The following is a 15,771-nucleotide window of genomic DNA, read 5'->3' as shown; positions in this document are numbered from 1 at the left end:
TGAATGGTCGAGCCGGCGGCCTTGTCTAGCCCTCGCTACTCTCGGGGGAGACTGCCACGCCCTCGGTGCGGGCGAGCAGCGCGGCGACCGCGGTGCGGAAGGCCTGGGCCTCCGCCGGTGGCAGGGCGGCGACGAGATCGGCCTCGAAGGCGAGCGCCAGCGGCGCGATCTCGGCAAACAGCCGGCGGCCCTTGCGGGTCAGCGACAGCTCGACGAGGCGGCGGTCGCCGGGGTTGACGCGCTTCTCGACGAGGCCGGCGGTTTCCAGGCGCGCGGCGGCGCGGCTGACCTTCGACTTGTCCATGCCGACGCGCGCCTGCACCTCGCGCACCGACACCTTGCGGTGCTGCGACAGGTGGGCGATCACCCGCCACTCCGGGATCGAGATGCCGAAGCGCTCGGCATAGACGCGTGACAGCGCGGCACTCAGCCGGGCCGCCAGCAGGCTGACCTGGTAGGGCAGGAAGCGGTCGAGATCGAGGCCGGGCCCCTCCCCGTCGGTCACCGCGCGCGCCCTCCCGGCTTGACGATCGTTGCAGATGAGATGATATCTTCCGGAACGATAGCGCGCCGGATCGCCCGCCCGCAAGGGTCGCGGCGGGAGCGGTTCGACGGACGGGACGGAGGACGCGATGGCGCTCAGCTACATGCCGGGCTTCGGCAACGACTTCGAGACGGAGGCGGTGGCGGGTGCCCTGCCGCAGGGCCAGAACTCGCCGCAGCGCTGCGCCTACGGGCTCTATGCCGAGCAGCTCTCGGGCTCGCCGTTCACGGCGCCGCGCGGCCAGAACGAGCGCTCCTGGCTCTACCGGATGCGGCCGTCGGTGCGCCACGCCACCCAGTTCCGCGAGATCGAGGTGCCGCACTGGAAGACGGCGCCGCACATCGTCCGCCACGGCCTGCCGCTCGCGCAGTTCCGCTGGGACCCGGTGCCGATGCCCGACGAGGCGCTCACCTTCGTCACCGGAATGAGGACGATGACGACGGCCGGCGACGTCTACACCCAGACCGGCATGGCCGCGCACGTCTACCTCGTCACCGCGCCGATGGTGGACGACTATTTCTACAACGCCGACGGCGAGCTCCTGATCGTGCCGGAGACGGGGGCGCTCAGGCTGTTCACCGAGCTCGGCCTGATGGAGATCGGCGCCGGCGACATCGCCATCATCCCGCGCGGCATGAAGTTCAAGGTGGAGCCCCTCGGCGGCCCGTCGCGCGGCTATGTCTGCGAGAACTACGGGGCGAAGTTCACCCTGCCGGAGCGCGGCCCGATCGGTGCCAACTGCCTCGCCAACCCGCGCGACTTCAAGACGCCGGTCGCCGCCTACGAGGACAAGGAAACGCCCTGCCGGCTGACGGTGAAGTGGTGCGGCGCCTTCCACGTCACGGACATCGGCCACTCGCCGCTCGACGTCATCGCCTGGCACGGCAACTACGCGCCGTACAAATACGACCTCAGGACCTTCTCGCCGGTCGGCGCGCTGCTGTTCGACCACCCCGACCCGTCGATCTTCACGGTGCTGACGGCGCCATCCGGCGAGGCCGGGACGGCGAACATCGACTTCGTCATCTTCCCGGAGCGGTGGATGGTGGCGGAACACTCGTTCCGGCCACCCTGGTACCACATGAACATCATGAGCGAGTTCATGGGGCTCATCTACGGCCGCTACGATGCCAAGGAGACCGGCTTCGTGCCGGGCGGCATGAGCCTGCACAACTGCATGCTGCCGCACGGGCCGGACACGGAAGCGTTTATGAAAGCGAGCACAGCGGACCTGAAGCCGGTGAAGCTTTCCGGTACGATGGCCTTCATGTTCGAGACCCGCTACGCCCAGCAACTGACCGAGTTCGCCGCCCGCCTGCCGACCCTGCAGCCCGACTACGCCGCCTGCTGGGACGGCCTCGACCGCAACTTCGATCCCGCCCGCCCGGAGTGGAACCCCGCATGAAGCTCGCCACCCTGCGCGACCGCACCCGCGACGGCATGCTCGTCGTCGTGTCGCGGGACCTCACCCGCTGCATCTCCGCCCGGCCGATCGCGGCGACGCTGCAGGCGGCGCTGGACGACTGGGAGCACGCGGCGCCGCGGCTCGCCGACCTCGCCCACGATCTCGAACTCGGCGCCGTGCCGAGCGAGCGCTTCCACGAGCACGACGCGCTGTCGCCCTTGCCGCGCGCCTACCAGTGGGCGGACGGCTCGGCCTATGTGAATCACGTCGAACTCGTCCGGAAGGCGCGCGGCGCCGAGATGCCGGAAAGCTTCTGGACCGACCCCCTGATGTACCAGGGCGGCTCCGACGCCTTTCTCGGCCCCCGCGAGCCGATCCGCATGGCGAGCGAGGACTACGGCATCGACTTCGAGGCCGAGGTGGCGGTGGTAGTCGGCGACGTGCCGATGGGGGCCGACCGCGCGGTGGCGGGCTCCGCCGTCCGGCTTTTGATGCTCGTCAACGACGTGTCGCTGAGGAACCTCATCCCGGCCGAGCTCGGCAAGGGCTTCGGCTTCTTCCAGTCGAAGCCGTCCTCGGCGTTCTCGCCGGTCGCCGTCACGCCCGACGAACTCGAGGGCGCGTGGAACGGCGAGAAGCTGTCGCTGCCGCTGCTCGTGACGCTGAACGACAAGCCGTTCGGCCGGGCCGAGGCGGGCGTCGACATGACCTTCGACTTCCCGACCCTCGTCGCCCACGCGGCGAAGACGCGGCCGCTGTCGGCCGGCGCGATCGTCGGCTCCGGCACCGTCTCCAACAAGGGCGCCGACGGCGGGCCCGGCCTGCCGATCGCCGACGGCGGCGTCGGCTACTCCTGCCTCGCCGAGCAGCGCACGGTCGAGACGATCCTCTCCGGCGCGCCGAAGACGCCGTTCCTCGCCTTCGGTGACACGGTGCGCATCGAGATGAAGGACAAGGCCGGCCACTCGATCTTCGGCGCGATCGAGCAGGTGGTGGAGCGGGGCTGAGGCCGGCTGCCGGCCTCGAGCCCTCTCGGGGCGCTCAGGCCGGCAGGTCGTCCCTGATGAAGGCCCGAACGACGTTTTCCGTCAGCTTCGCGGTGTTGTTGTCGAAGTCGTTCCAGGCCATCGAGCCGGCCCAGGTGATCGAGCCGACCGAGAACACCGCGCCGCCCTTGTCGCCGACGGGGAAGTAGACGATGTCGGCGCGGACCGCGTCCGGCCGCTGGGCGCCGCCCTGCTCGGGGAGCGCCAGGATCTGGTCCTCGATGACGAGCTGGTACTCGTTGCCGAGGGGAGTGGAGGTGGCGAGCACGGTGGCGTGGGCCGGGCTGCCGAGCTTGACGTCGTAGCGGTCGACCTCGTCGCCGGCAGCACCGTCGAGGATGTGGCCGAAGTCGCCGACCACCTCCTCCCCGATACCGGCGAAGAAGACCTTTCCCACCCCCTCGTAGCTCGCGGGATGGCGGCGGTAGCCGGCCGCCTTCGACCAGCCCTCGGCGGCGAAGCCGAGGCCGACGAGCTTGTTCGGGCCCTTGCCGCGATTGCGCCAGAGGCCGCCGGCCTCCGCCGTCATCACGTGCATGCGCTCGCCATAGGGCGCGTCCCAGCAGCGCGTGCCGGAGTTGTCGCGGCGCACCTCGATGACCCACGGCCGCTCGGGATCGCGGCTCGTCACCCAGTAGAAGCCGTTGCCGCCGAGATACATGAGCCGCCCGCCGGCGCGAAGGTAGCCGTCCATGGCGGCGCGGCCGATCTGCGTCCAGTATTCGGGGTGGGAGCCGGTCAGCACGACCTTGTAGTTCGAAAGAAACTCGACGCCCTCGCGCTCGAGGTCCTCGTCGGTGGCGATGTGCCAGCCCTCGCCGAGCTTCTCGAGGAACTCGACGAAGTAGACGTCGACGGAGAAATGGCGGTAGGAGCCGGTCAACCAGTTCGGGAAGCCCGGGCGGATGTTGAAGATCGGCCGGCGGCGCGAGGAGTAGCGCACCGGGCTGCCGTCGGAATGGGTGTCGTAGCAGGAGCGGCCGGGCTCCTTGTGGTGGAAGAGGTACTCCTCCTCGGCCGGCACCACCTTCTCGTGCGGCATCACCGAGGAGAAATCGAGGTTCGCCAGGTGGTCGTTGGCGTAGGCGAGCAGCGTGTTGGTCGGAAGCAGGAAGAGGACCGGCGCTTTCTCCCCCTTCGCCCCCATGACGAACAGCGGCCAGTGGTCGACCTTGCCGCCGGCCTCCAGCCGCACCGCGTAGAGGCCGCTCTTCAGGTCGGCGGGAAGCGTGAACTCGAGGTCGTAATCCCAGTTGGAATCGACCATGTCGTCGTCGTGGAACTGCAGCGCGGCGTACTGCTCGGGCACCTCGGCGAAACTGTCACTCTCGCCGTCCCAGCTGTGGCCGGTGACGCCGCGCTCGGCGCCGTTGACGATCTCGCCGGGCGGGCACTGGCCGGCGGCGACCGCGATCGTGCGGGAGGCCCAGTCGGCGCCGAACTTCCAGGCGGCGATCGGCGGCACGGGGTCGCCGCCGGCGCCGAGGTCCGACGGCGAGACGACGGCCGCGAAGAGGCGCGGGCTGTCGATCTTGCCGTTGAAGGGGGCGACGGGCGAGCCGGTCGCGTCGATGTCGGAGGCGGACAGCAGGAGCTCAGACGCGGCCGCGGGTGCGGCGCCGGCGCCCTTGGCGGAGAAGGTGCCGCCGACGAGCGCGCCGACCTCGGACACGTCGAGCGCGATCCCGGCCGGACCGGCGGAGACGGTGACCGAATACCAGGCGCGGCCGCGCAGGCCGGTGACGGTGGCGGCGACGGCGCCGCCGGCGATGACCGTGAGCCCGCCATTGGAGACGACGAGGCTGAGGCCGGGAAGCGACCACACCGTCTGCGCCTGCGGCCGCTCGGGCACCGTCGGCCAGATCCAGCAGTGGATGGTGAGGGCGTCGGTCCAGCCGGCAGGCGGCAGCGGCAGGCGGGCATAGGAGCCGACGACGGTCGTCTGCTCGCGGCCGGCGAAGGTGGTGTCGAGCACGGCTGGGAATTCGACCGTGCCGACCTTCTGCTCGCCCTTGGCGCCGGGGCCGGTGACGACGCGGACGAAGCGCGCCTTCACCTCTGGGTGGGCCGTGCTGACGGCCATGCGCACGGTGTCGCCGGGGCGGCGGGACCACTCCTCGAAGTAAGCCTGGAAGTCCATCGTGGCGCTCCTCGGTTTGTTCTCGGCGGGTCAGACGTTGGCGGCAGTGACCATCCGCCAGAGCGTCTCGGCGAGCACGTCGAGGCCGCGATCGAGATCGGCGGCCTTGGTGAACTCGCGCTCGTTGTGGCTGAGGCCCTCGCTCGGCACGAAGATCAGCGTGCCCGGCATCTTGCGCTGCAGCGCCAGCACGTCGTGGCCGGCGACCGTCATCATCTCCGTGGCGGCGAGGCCGAGGGACGCCGCGGCGGCGCGGACCGTCTCGACACCGGCCGCATCGAACGGCAGCGCCGGCCGGCGCTCGTCGATCGCGGTCTCCACCGCGACGCCGAGCGGGGCGACCGCCGCAGTGGCGGCGGCGAGGAAGCGCTCCGCCATGTCGTCGACAACCGGTTGCTCCGGGTGGCGGAGCTCGAACCAGACGCGCACCTCGCTCGCCACCACGTTCGGCGAGTTGGGCGCGATCGTCAGGCGCGCGGCGGAGGCGTGGGCGCCCTTCCCGTCCGCCTCGACGATGCCGTAGAGGGCCTCGATGGCGCGGGCGGCGGCGCGCAGCGCGTCCTGGCGGCGCGCCATCGGCGTCGGGCCGGTGTGGGAGGGCTCGCCGATGAAGGCGAGGCAGAGCTTGCGGGTCGCCCAGGCGCCGGTGACGAGGCCGATCGGCACGCCGGCGGTCTCCAGCACGGCGCCCTGCTCGACGTGGAGCTCGACCGCGCGGACGGGGCGGACGGGCAGCGCTCCGTGGCGCCGCCAGCCGATCGCGTCGAGCGCCGCGCCGAGGGTGACGCCGTCGCCGTCCGCCAGCGCCAGCGCCGCTTCGGCCGTGAGCGAGCCGATGAAGACGGAACTGCCGGTGAGGCTCGGCTGGAAGCGCGCGCCCTCCTCGTTCGTCCAGTTGACGACGGCGAGGTGGTGGCTCGCGGTGCGCCCCTCGGCGGCAAGCCGGGCCTGCACCGCCTGCGCGGCGACCAGCGCCGCGAGCACGCCGTAGGTGCCGTCGAACTTGCCGCCGGTCGGCTGGCTGTCGAGATGGGAGCCGCAGAGCACGGCGGTGTCGCCGGCGCCGGGCAGCCGGAACAGGCCGAACTGGTTGCCGACGGTGTCTGCGATCGCCTCGGCGCCGGCGGCGGTGAACGTTTCGGCGAGGAGATCGCGGGCGACCCCGTCTTCGGGCGTGCCGGTCAGCCGGCGGACGCCGCCCGCGGGTGTCGCGCCGATCTTGGCCATCGCCGCGAACAGGCGGTGGAACTCGGCCCGGAGGTCGTCGCCGATCATCTTGGCCACGGCACGTTCTCCCGTTTCCGCCGCGCTCACGCCCGCGGCTCGACCGGCCAGTCCATCGGTGCCGGCCGGGCCGTCTCCAGCGCCCGGCTGACCTGCAGGACGCCGAGATCGTCGAAGCGCTGGCCGACGACCTGGACGCCGATCGGCAGGCGGCGGTCGTCGAAGCCGAAGCAGACGGAGGAGGCGGGCTGGCCGGTCTGGTTGAACAGGGCGGTGAAGGTGGCGTGGCCGAGCGGCACCGCCGGATCGACGCACGGTGCCTCGGCGGCGAAGTTCACCATCGGCAGCGTCGGCGAGATGACGTAGTCGAAGCCGTCGCAGGCAGCGAAGACGCGGGCGCGGATGCGGGCGATCTCCAGCATGGCGGCGCTCTGATCGAGTGCCGTGTAGTGCTCGGCCGGCTTGCACCAGTCGAACACGGTCGCCGTGACGTCGCCCGGGCCGTGGGGCGGCAGCGCGCGGTATTCGGCGAGGCCGCGTACCTGCAGCACGCGGTCGATGGCGGCATAGGCGTCGAAGTCCATCAGCGCCGGCATCGGCTCGACGATGGCGCCCATCCCGGCGAGCGCGCGGCCGGCCGCCTCCACCACGGCGATGACGGCCGCCTCCGCCTTCGGGCCGAAGCCCATGTCGGTGAGGACGCCGATGCGCACGCCGGTGAGGTCGCGGTCGAGGCGGTCCTGGTAGGCGATGCCCTCGCCCGGCAGGCACCAGGCGTCGCGGCTGTCGGGCTGGCCGATGACGGTGAGCATCGCCGCGATGTCGCCGATCGTGCGCCCCATCGGGCCGGCGGAGCGCATGATGTCGGACGACAGGTGGGCGATGCGGCCCTGCGTCGGCTTCAGGGCGGCGAGGCCGCAATGGCCGGCCGGCAGGCGGACCGAGCCGGCGATGTCGGAGCCGACCGAAACGACGCCGAGGCCGCAGGCGAGCGAGGCGCCGGCGCCGGCGCTGGAGCCGCCGGTGTTGAAGGCGAGGCCCCAGGGATTGCGGGTGATGCCGAACAGCGAGGAGACGCCGGCGGCGAGCAGGCCGCCGTCGGGCATCGTCGTCTTGGCGAAGATGACGGCGCCACCCTCCTTCAGGCGGGCGGCGGGCGGGGAATCGAAGGTGGAGGCCGGCGCGTCGCGGTTGGCGCCGATTCCGTGGAAGTAGGGCCAGCCGACCATCGCCACGCTGTCCTTGACCGTCGTCGGTACGCCGTCGAGGGGGCCGAGCGGCGTGCCGGCGCGCCAGCGGGTCTCGGACGCGCGGGCGGCCGCCCTCGCCTCCTCCGGCCGCACGGAGAACAGCGCGTTGACGACCGGGTTGACCGCCTCGGTGTGGGCGAGCGTCGCCTCCAGCACCTCGACCGGCGACAGCGCGCCCCGCTGATAGGCATCCGTAAGGCTGCCGGCGCTGAAGGCGGCGAGGTCGTGGGCGGTCATCGGCGGGCACTCATCGGGACACTCCGGGGAGCTGTGGCGTCCCCGACCGGCGGCGAGGGCGTGAAACGGGGCGGGCGTCGGGTCGACTGCGGCGGGCAGGGCCGCCTCTCCGCTCGGTGCCGGGCGATTATCGGTGCGCGAGAGAGGGCCGGTAGCCGCCAAATCTCTCGGCAAAGAGAAAGTGGAGCGGCAGGCATCCCGCTTGCCGGCGTTCCTCGCGACAGTGACACTGGCATGACGCGGTGCGCCGGCCGGTGCCTCGGGCATCGGCCGCGCGCCGGCGCGACGGCGGAACGAGACGGGCGAGGAGATGGACTTGAGCGAGGAGACGAGCGACGCCGCCCGCGTCGCGGCGGCGCTGGCCGCGGTGCCCGGGTGGGCGGACCGGCCGGTGACGGTGGAGGCGGCGATCCCGGTGCTCGCCTCGCCGAGCTGGCGCGGCGCCGACGCCGCGCCGCTGCGCGTGCGCGACGCGGCGGGCGAGACCCTGTTCGTCAAGCTGATGGCGCCGGACGGCCGCGCCACCATCGACTTCGACTGCGCCTTCGCGGCCGCCACAGCCGCCGGCGAGGCGAGGCTCGGGCCGAAGGTGCTGCTCGCCGACGCCGAGGCCGGCGTGCTGGTGATGGAGGACCTCACCGAGGGCTGGCGTACGGCGACCTTGGAGGCGATGTACGACGCCGCCACGCTCGACCGGGTGCTGGAGACCCGCCGCGCCTTCCAGGCGCTGCCGGCACTGCCGCGCACCGAGGGCGTGTTCGCGGAGATCGAGCGCTTCTATGCCGGCTGCCGCGAGAGCGATGCGGCGATCCCGAGCGATACCGAGTGGATGGTCGACAGCCTGCGGCTCGCCGCCGAGGCGATCCGGCCCGCCGCCGGCGCGCCGGTGCCGATCCACGGCGACGGCAACGTCTCCAACATCATGCTGCACGAGAGCGGCGCCGTTCGTCTCGTCGACTTCGACCGGGCGACCAACGCCGATCCGCTGGAAGACCTCGGCTCGTTCCTGATCGAGGCACACGCCTTCGAGCCGGAGGCGCGCGACACCTTCGCGCGGCTGACCGGCGGTTTCGACGAGGCGGCGTTCAACCGGGCCTGGCTCTACGGCATCGCCGACGACCTGCGCTGGGGGCTGCTCGGCTGCCTGACGGCCGCGGTGTCGCCCCGCAAGACGCTGGAATTCCACAAATATGCGAGCTGGCGCTTCGTGCGCTGCCGGATCGGCGTGCGCGAGACGCGCTTCGCCGAGCGCCTGAGGAGGGTCTGATGGCGAGCGAGCGGCGCCTCGGCGAGGCCACGAACCCCGACGAGATGGATCTCGAGGCGGTGGTCGGCCGCATCGGTGGCTGGCGCGGGCGCGAGGTGCGCTACGCCATGCTGGTCGGCGGGCTGATGAACAAGAACTGGCGGGTGCGCATCGACGGCGACCCGCGCGCCTACTTCGTCAAGGTGCCCGGCAAGGGCAGCGAGATGTTCATCGACCGGCTCGCCGCCAACGAGGCGGCGCGCAACGCCCACGCCTTGGGGCTCGGGCCGGAGGTGGTGTTCTTCGACCCGGCCGACGGTGTCGAGGTGGCGGAGTTCCTCGAGGGCTACCACACCTGCACCAACGCCGATTTCCAGGTGGCGGACGTGCAGGGCGCGGTGATGGACCTCTACCGCCGCCTGCACGGCGGCCCGAAGCTCTCGCTGACGAAGACGATCTTCGACATGATCGAGGAGCACTTCGAGCAGGCGCACGAACTCGGCAGCCACCTGCCCGAGGACTTCGCCTGGCTCGACCACCAGTACCGACGCGCGAAGGCGGCGATGCTCGCGTCGGGCATCGACCTCGTGCCCTGCTTCAACGACCCGATGCCCGGCAACTTCCTCGTCCGTTCGGGGGAGTCGATGCGGCTCATCGACTACGAGTTCGCTTCCAACAACGAGCGCGCCTATGAGCTCGGCGTCCTCTTCGCCGAGATGTTCTACGACGAGGCGCTGACGGAACAGCTGATCGAGCAGTACTACGGCGAGGTGAAGCCGCAGATGTTCGCCCGTGTGATGGTCTGCCGGGCGCTCGCCGACATCAAGTGGGCGTCGTGGGCGATCGTCAACCGCAAGCTCAACAGCTGGGACTTCGACTACCAGAAGTATGGCGTGTGGAAATACATGCGCGCCCGCGACATGATCCACGACTACCGCTGGGACGCCTGGCTCAGGAAGCTCTGAGCGTGGCACCCTGCTGAGGGGGCGGACCCGAGCAGACTGTGGAAGGTTCCACAAAGTGTGGAGCTTAGAGCAACTATCTGTCCACAGACTGTTCGCCCCAGTCGGGCGGTGATAGCCCCTCCCCCGACGGAGTCTCAGCCACCACCTTTCCCACGACACATCGTCGATCGGGGTTGAACGGCTGCCCGCGCGCGCGTGGAAGCCGCCACCGATGCGCGAGTCGGCGACCAGCGCCACAACCTCCGCCGCCATCTGCCGCATCTCCCACATAAATCGTGCGTCCCTCCACGTTCGATGTGGACAAGTTCCACATCTTGCGACACACTCATTGTGCCTGCCTTTGCGGCACGCCTCGGAATTCAGCACGCGATCGGTATTCCGCATCGCAGGGAGTGGCTCGCGCCGCCGTCCTTGCGACAGGGATCCCGTGCGTCCGCGTTCCGGAGCAGCCCTCGAGGCGGGCCTGTGCTGCGCCAGGAGGCCGTCCCGTGGTCGAGCCCGGATTCAAGCCGACGATCGTCGAGACCGACCCGGATGAGGTCCTCGGCCGGCACGAGCGGCCGGCGCACCGGCTGGGCAAGACGGCCCGGCAGGCCCGCATCATGGCCGAGCTCAGCGCCTCGCCGCTGTTGCGCGCCTCCGAGCTCGCCTCCCATCTCGGTGTTTCCGGCGAGACGATCCGGCGCGATCTCGTCGAGCTCGGCGAGCGCGGCCTGATCAACCGCACCTATGGCGGCGCGGCGCGCCCCTTCGCGCTGGAGCCGGCGCTCGGCGAGCGCGAGCGGATGCTGGTGGCCGAGCGGCGCGCCATCGGCGCCGCCGTCGCCGACATGATCGGCGCCGACGAGGTGTTGATGATGGGCGCCGGCTCGACGACGCTGCAGGTCGCCCGGCACCTGGCGGCGCGCCAGACCCACATCACCGTCATCACCCACGCCTTCAACATCGCCACGACGCTCGCCACCAACCCGGCGATCCGCGTGCTCGTCTGCCCCGGCCGCTTCAACGGCCGCGACGCCTACGTCTATGGCGCGCAGACAGTCGCGCATCTGGCCGGCTTCGAGGCGAACCGCGCCATCGTCGGCGCCACCGGCATCGGCCTGCACGGCGCCAACGAGGCCGACGACGAGGCGGCGGCGGTGTTCCGCGCGATGATCGCCCGCTCGGCGGAATCGATCATCGTCGCCGACCACAGCAAGTTCAACCAGCCGGCGCTGTCGGTCTACGCCCCCTGGGACGAGATCGACAAGGTCGTCACCGACCAGCGGCCCGCCGGCACGCTGGCGCGCACGCTGGAGCGAGCAAGCGTCGAGGTGGTGCTGGCGAGCGGCGACGAGGCGGCGGGCGAGCTCGCCGCCGGAACCCGCGGGGCGCAGTCATGACCACCGCAAAGACCAAGACCGGGAAACGCACCACCGCAGGACAGTGGCCCCGAGACCGGTCGCCGTGCGCGGCCGTCCCGGCCGGCGGCCGCCATGCCCATCCTCAAACCCGTGCCCGGAGGTCCATCCGATGACGATCGCCTCGACCTCGCCCTGGCCGGCGCGCGCCGTCTCCCACGAGCGCCGCATCGGACGCATCTCGATCACGCTGGTGCGCAGCACCGAGCGCCACGCCATCCGTGACCGCGCCGAGATCGAGCGCGAGCCGGACGACACCATCGCGCTGGTGATCCCGGTCGGCCACCGCCACTATTTCAGCCATGCCGGCCGCAACGGCGTCGTCGAGCCGGGCGAGTACGTGCTGCTCAGCCGATCGGAATTCTGCGAGATCGCCGCCGATGAGGGCCTGTTCCACTGGCTGGTGCGGTTACCGGCGGGCGAACTGCGGGGCCGGCTGCCGGCGATCGACGAGCACCTCGGCGGCCGCTTCGCCCCCAACAAGCAGATGGCGCAGCTGGCGCTCGAACTCGTCATCAGCCTCGCCGCCACCTTCGCCGAGCACGCCCCGCCGAACCCGGAGGCGCTGGCGACCGAAGTGGTGGCGATGTTCGCCCTCGTCATCGGCTCGGAGCACCGCGACGCCGAGGGCGCGGCGCGCCAGACCCGCTACCGGCTGCGGCGGCGCATCTTCGACTACATCGAGGCGCGGCTCGGCGACGTCGACCTCAACCCGCGCCGCATCGCCGCCGACAACCGCATTTCGCTCAGCTACCTCTACAGCCTGTTCTCCGACCACCAGACGACGGTGAGCCAGTTCATCCAGAACAAGCGGCTGCAGCGCGCCTACGAGCTTCTGGTCGGCGATCCGAAGGGGACGCTGACGATCTCGGAGATCGCCTACCGCGTCGGCTTCAAGAACACCTCGCACTTCTCGCGCAGCTTCAACCAGCACTTCGGCATGCCGCCGAGCGAGGCGCGCCTCGGGGCGGAGCGCAGCCTCGCCGCCGGCGCGAGCCGGGCCGGCGGGCGGCCGCGCTCGGGCGCCGTGCGCCCGCTCGTCGACGTGCGCGAGCGGGCGCTCACCGCCTGAGGCGAACGGCGATGCGGCCGGGCTCTCGTCCGGCCGCCTGCCCCTCAGCGGGCGAGAAGCTGCCCGCGCGACAGCCGGAAGGCGGCGGCGCGGCGGTGGCCCTCCATGCCCTCGGTGGCCGACTGGCGCATCGCCGGCGGCGCGACGGCGGCAACGCCGCGCTCGTCGAGCCACTGGTGCGTGCACACCTTCACGTAGGAGCCGACCCACAGGCCGCCGGTGTAGCGGGCGGCCGCCATCGTCGGCAGGGTATGGTTGGTGCCGCAGCACTTGTCGGAATAGACGACGCTCGACAGCGGCCCGATGAACAGCGAGCCGTAGTTGCGCAGCTTGGCAGCGGTGGCGTGGGAATCGGCCGTGTGCACCTGCAGGTGCTCGGCGGCGATGAAGTCGGAATAGGCAATCATCGCCTCTTCGCTGTCGCAGACGACGATTTCGCCGTTCGACCGCCAGGCCGGGCCGGCAACGTTCGCCGTCGAAAGGCCCTCGAGCTGGCGCTCGACGGCGGCGATCGTCGCCTCGGCAAGAGCGCGATCGGTGGTGATCAGCCCGACGCGGGTGTGGATGTCGTGCTCGGCCTGGGCGAGGAGGTCGGTCGCGATCATCTCGGCGTCGGCGGTCGCGTCGGCGACGACGAAGATCTCGCTCGGGCCGGCGAGCTGGTCGATGCCAACGGGGCCGAACACCTGGCGCTTCGCCTCGTTGACGTAGGCGTTGCCGGGGCCGACGATCTTGTCGACGCCCGGGATCGTTTCGGTGCCGAAGGCCATCGCGGCGATCGCCTGGGCGCCGCCGACGCGGAAGATGCGGTCGGCACCCGAGAGGTGGCAGCCGGCGATCATCGCCTCGTGTGCCGTCGGCGGCAGGCAGGCGATGACGGTGTCGCAGCCCGCCACCTTCGCCGGCACCAGCGTCATCACCGGCGCCGAGAGGATCGGGTAGCGCCCGCCCGGCACATAGGCGCCGACGGTCTCGATCGGGATGACGCGGTGACCGAGGTGCAGGCCCGGCAGCGTCTCGACCTCGAGCGGCAGGATCGTCGCGCGCTGCGCCTCGGCGAAGGCGCGCACCCGCTCGATGGCGAACTCGGTGTCGCGGCGCGTCTGCGGGTCGAGGCCGGCGACGGCGCTCTTGCGCTCGGCGTCACTGACCTCGAAGCGCTCGAGGTCCACCTTGTCGAACTGCTTCGCGTACTCGCGGACGGCCGCGTCGCCGCGCGCCTTCACGTCGGCGAGGATGCGCTTCACCGTCGCCTCGATGGCGCCGGTGTCGCCGGCGGCGTCGGGAGCGGGAGCCTTGAGGTGGGTGGCGCCGACGGGACGGCGGGAGGACGTGGTCGACATGAGGGGTGCTCTTTTCAGCCGTTGGCCGCGCGAGAAGCGGCGGCGCGTGGCGGGGAGCATCGGGAGAGGCGGGCCGGGCGGCAATCGGCGCGACGAGGCTTGTCTAGTATTTCGACCGCTTCTAGTCTCTTCGTCGGTGCGGGAGGGATGCGGTGCCGCAGATCGGAGCGAAGCTGAAGGAGATGCGGCGGCGGCGCGGCCTCGGGGTGCGCGAGCTCGCCGCCCGCTCGGGCATCTCGCACTCCTCGATCTCGATGATCGAGCGCGACCGCATGAGCCCCTCGATCGACACCCTCTCCGCCATCCTCGATGCGCTGGGCACAACGCTCACCGGCTTCTTCTCCGACCTGCAGTCGGCCCTGCCCTATGCGCCCTTCTACGCGGCTTCGGAATTCGTGGAGATCGGCAAGGTCGACGCGATCTCCTACCGGATGATCGGGGTCAACCACCCGAACCGGCAGCTGCTGGTCCTGCACGAGACCTACGCCCCCGGCGCCGACACGGGGGAGGCGTTCTCGCACGCCGCCCAGGAGGCTGGCATGGTGACGCGGGGCGCCGTCGAGCTCACCGTCGGCAGCGAGGCGCGCGTGCTGAAGGAGGGCGACGGCTACTACTTCGACAGCCGCATCCCGCACCGTTTCCGCAATGTCGCCGATGGGCGGAGCGAGATCCTGAGTGCGATCACGCCACCGACTTACTGATTCACGACACGACCCTGGTGATAATTCTCACCATGACGAAGAGAGCGCCTTTCCTCTCCCTGCAAGTATGATTGCCTTCCAACCAGAGGCCTCCGCCAACGGACGGCCGACAAGAAGGGGACACCGCGATGCCGACCACCCGACCCACCAAACTGCTCGCCGCCTTGCTCGCCGGCACGATCGGCTTCGGCCTCGCCGCTGCTGAGGCGCGCGACCTCACCGTCGTCTCCTGGGGCGGCAACTACCAGGACGCCCAGCGCGAGATCTACTTCAAGCCGTTCGCCGAGCTCTCGGGCAAGCCGGTGCTCGACGAGAGCTGGGACGGCGGCTACGGCGTCATCGCTGCCAAGGTGAAGGCCGGCCAGCCGAACTGGGACGTCGTGCAGGTGGAGGCCGAAGAGCTCGCGCTCGGCTGCGCCGACGGCATGTACGAGCAGCTCGACTGGGACAAGCTCGGCGGCAAGGACCTCTATCTGCCGTCAGCCGTCAGCGACTGCGGCGTCGGCGCGATCGTCTGGACGACGGCGCTCGCCTATGACGGCGACAAGCTGAAGGAGGCTCCCGCCTCCTGGGCCGACTTCTGGAATGTCGAGAAGTTCCCTGGCAAGCGCGGCCTGCGCAAGGGCGCCAAGTACGCCCTCGAGTTCGCGCTGCTCGCCGACGGCGTGACGCCCGATGAGCTCTACGACGTGCTCGGCACGCCGGAGGGCGTCGACCGCGCCTTCAAGAAGCTCGACGAGATCAAGCCGCACATGATCTGGTGGGAGTCCGGCGCGCAGCCGCTGCAGCTGCTCTCCTCCGGCGAAGTGGTGATGACGGCCGCCTACAACGGCCGCATCTCCGGCATCAACAAGACCGAGGGCAAGAACTTCAAGGTGGTCTGGCCGGGTAGCATCTATGCCGTCGACAGCTGGGTGATCCTCAAGGACGCCGAGAACAAGGACGCCGGCATGGACTTCATCGCCTTCGCCAGCAAGGCGGAGAACCAGGCGAAGCTGCCGCCGTTCGTTGCCTACGGCCTGCCCAACAAGGACGCCGCGGCAATGGTGCCGGCCGACCTGCAGCCCGAGCTGCCGACCGATCCGAAGAACCTCGAGGGCGCCGTTTCGCTCGACGTCGACTTCTGGATCGACAACTCCGAGGCGCTGACCGAGCGCTTCAACGCCTGGCTCGCCCAGTAACGGCGACGCATCCCGGC

At 70.9% G+C, this 15,771-nt stretch carries 13 protein-coding genes; 8 read left to right on the top strand and 5 right to left on the bottom strand.

The annotated features are described in order from the left end of the window. Window positions 1-25 precede the first annotated feature (25 nt). On the bottom strand, window positions 26-505 hold the full coding sequence (locus RUR49_RS03435) for a MarR family winged helix-turn-helix transcriptional regulator (RefSeq protein ID WP_409144888.1): 480 nt from the start codon (window positions 503-505) through the stop codon (window positions 26-28). A 127-nt stretch (window positions 506-632) separates the two neighbouring features. On the opposite strand from RUR49_RS03435, the gene hmgA reads away from it, so the two are divergent. Further along, on the top strand, window positions 633-1,949 hold the full coding sequence (gene hmgA, locus RUR49_RS03430; RefSeq protein WP_409144887.1) for a homogentisate 1,2-dioxygenase: 1,317 nt from the start codon (window positions 633-635) through the stop codon (window positions 1,947-1,949). Next, window positions 1,946-2,956, top strand: a complete 1,011-nt coding sequence (locus tag RUR49_RS03425) for a fumarylacetoacetate hydrolase family protein (RefSeq protein WP_409144886.1) — start codon at window positions 1,946-1,948, stop codon at window positions 2,954-2,956. Before hmgA ends, RUR49_RS03425 begins: the two co-directional genes overlap by 4 nt. Before the next feature lie 34 nt (window positions 2,957-2,990). Here the strand turns inward: RUR49_RS03425 and RUR49_RS03420 are convergent, their stop codons facing one another. The 3 genes from RUR49_RS03420 to RUR49_RS03410 are packed head-to-tail and all read right to left on the bottom strand — an operon-like array spanning window position 2,991 to window position 7,846. Further along, window positions 2,991-5,135 carry a N,N-dimethylformamidase beta subunit family domain-containing protein gene (locus tag RUR49_RS03420; protein WP_409144885.1) on the bottom strand — a complete coding sequence of 715 codons (2,145 nt, stop codon included), beginning with the start codon at window positions 5,133-5,135 and terminating at the stop codon, window positions 2,991-2,993. Between the two features lie 30 nt (window positions 5,136-5,165). Continuing rightward, a complete protein-coding gene (locus RUR49_RS03415; protein ID WP_409144947.1) occupies window positions 5,166-6,410 on the bottom strand; it encodes an allantoate amidohydrolase in 1,245 nt (414 codons plus the stop codon). Window positions 6,411-6,445: 35 nt separating this feature from the next. After that, a complete protein-coding gene (locus RUR49_RS03410) occupies window positions 6,446-7,846 on the bottom strand; it encodes an amidase (RefSeq protein WP_409144884.1) in 1,401 nt (466 codons plus the stop codon). 310 nt (window positions 7,847-8,156) lie between these two features. Here RUR49_RS03410 and RUR49_RS03405 point away from each other — a divergent pair, with 310 nt between their 5' ends. The 4 genes from RUR49_RS03405 to RUR49_RS03390 all read left to right on the top strand — a co-directional run bounded on the left by RUR49_RS03405 (window position 8,157) and on the right by RUR49_RS03390 (window position 12,529). After that, window positions 8,157-9,113, top strand: coding sequence for a phosphotransferase family protein (locus RUR49_RS03405; protein ID WP_409144883.1), 957 nt, complete (start codon window positions 8,157-8,159; stop codon window positions 9,111-9,113). After that, a complete protein-coding gene (locus RUR49_RS03400) occupies window positions 9,113-10,057 on the top strand; it encodes a phosphotransferase (RefSeq protein WP_409144882.1) in 945 nt (314 codons plus the stop codon). The genes RUR49_RS03405 and RUR49_RS03400 overlap by 1 nt, the downstream gene beginning before the upstream one ends. 488 nt (window positions 10,058-10,545) lie before the next feature. Continuing rightward, entirely contained in the window at window positions 10,546-11,439 is an 894-nt protein-coding gene (locus RUR49_RS03395; protein ID WP_409144881.1) for a DeoR/GlpR family DNA-binding transcription regulator, read from the top strand. A 130-nt stretch (window positions 11,440-11,569) separates the two neighbouring features. Further along, window positions 11,570-12,529 (top strand): helix-turn-helix domain-containing protein, encoded by a 960-nt coding sequence (locus RUR49_RS03390; RefSeq protein ID WP_409144880.1) that lies wholly within the window; start codon window positions 11,570-11,572, stop codon window positions 12,527-12,529. A 44-nt stretch (window positions 12,530-12,573) separates the two neighbouring features. On the opposite strand, the gene hisD is transcribed toward RUR49_RS03390, so the two are convergent. Next, window positions 12,574-13,872 carry a histidinol dehydrogenase gene (gene hisD / locus RUR49_RS03385; protein ID WP_409144879.1) on the bottom strand — a complete coding sequence of 433 codons (1,299 nt, stop codon included), beginning with the start codon at window positions 13,870-13,872 and terminating at the stop codon, window positions 12,574-12,576. Window positions 13,873-14,024: 152 nt separating this feature from the next. On the opposite strand from hisD, the gene RUR49_RS03380 reads away from it, so the two are divergent. Together RUR49_RS03380 and RUR49_RS03375 are read left to right on the top strand one after the other, a co-directional pair. After that, window positions 14,025-14,573 (top strand): cupin domain-containing protein, encoded by a 549-nt coding sequence (locus RUR49_RS03380; RefSeq protein ID WP_409144878.1) that lies wholly within the window; start codon window positions 14,025-14,027, stop codon window positions 14,571-14,573. Window positions 14,574-14,701: 128 nt separating this feature from the next. After that, window positions 14,702-15,754, top strand: a complete 1,053-nt coding sequence (locus RUR49_RS03375; RefSeq protein WP_409144877.1) for an ABC transporter substrate-binding protein — start codon at window positions 14,702-14,704, stop codon at window positions 15,752-15,754. The last annotated feature ends 17 nt before the right edge of the window (window positions 15,755-15,771 follow it).

Origin of the sequence: Pseudoxanthobacter sp. M-2 (assembly GCF_046156265.1) — a bacterium.
GTDB lineage: Bacteria > Pseudomonadota > Alphaproteobacteria > Rhizobiales > Segnochrobactraceae > CAMDHY01.
This window is presented reverse-complemented; position numbering and strand designations above follow the sequence as displayed.

Excerpts from the sequence above, each read along its gene's own strand:
- RUR49_RS03390 (WP_409144880.1), top strand. The coding sequence starts at position 11,570 with ATGACGATCGCCTCGACCTCGCCCTGGCCGGCGCGCGCCGTCTCCCAC.
- hmgA (WP_409144887.1), top strand. The coding sequence starts at position 633 with ATGGCGCTCAGCTACATGCCGGGCTTCGGCAACGACTTCGAGACGGAG.
- RUR49_RS03420 (WP_409144885.1), bottom strand. The coding sequence starts at position 5,135 with ATGGACTTCCAGGCTTACTTCGAGGAGTGGTCCCGCCGCCCCGGCGAC.
- RUR49_RS03425 (WP_409144886.1), top strand. The coding sequence starts at position 1,946 with ATGAAGCTCGCCACCCTGCGCGACCGCACCCGCGACGGCATGCTCGTC.
- RUR49_RS03415 (WP_409144947.1), bottom strand. The coding sequence starts at position 6,410 with ATGATCGGCGACGACCTCCGGGCCGAGTTCCACCGCCTGTTCGCGGCG.
- RUR49_RS03375 (WP_409144877.1), top strand. The coding sequence starts at position 14,702 with ATGCCGACCACCCGACCCACCAAACTGCTCGCCGCCTTGCTCGCCGGC.
- RUR49_RS03405 (WP_409144883.1), top strand. The coding sequence starts at position 8,157 with ATGGACTTGAGCGAGGAGACGAGCGACGCCGCCCGCGTCGCGGCGGCG.
- RUR49_RS03410 (WP_409144884.1), bottom strand. The coding sequence starts at position 7,846 with ATGACCGCCCACGACCTCGCCGCCTTCAGCGCCGGCAGCCTTACGGAT.
- RUR49_RS03400 (WP_409144882.1), top strand. The coding sequence starts at position 9,113 with ATGGCGAGCGAGCGGCGCCTCGGCGAGGCCACGAACCCCGACGAGATG.
- hisD (WP_409144879.1), bottom strand. The coding sequence starts at position 13,872 with ATGTCGACCACGTCCTCCCGCCGTCCCGTCGGCGCCACCCACCTCAAG.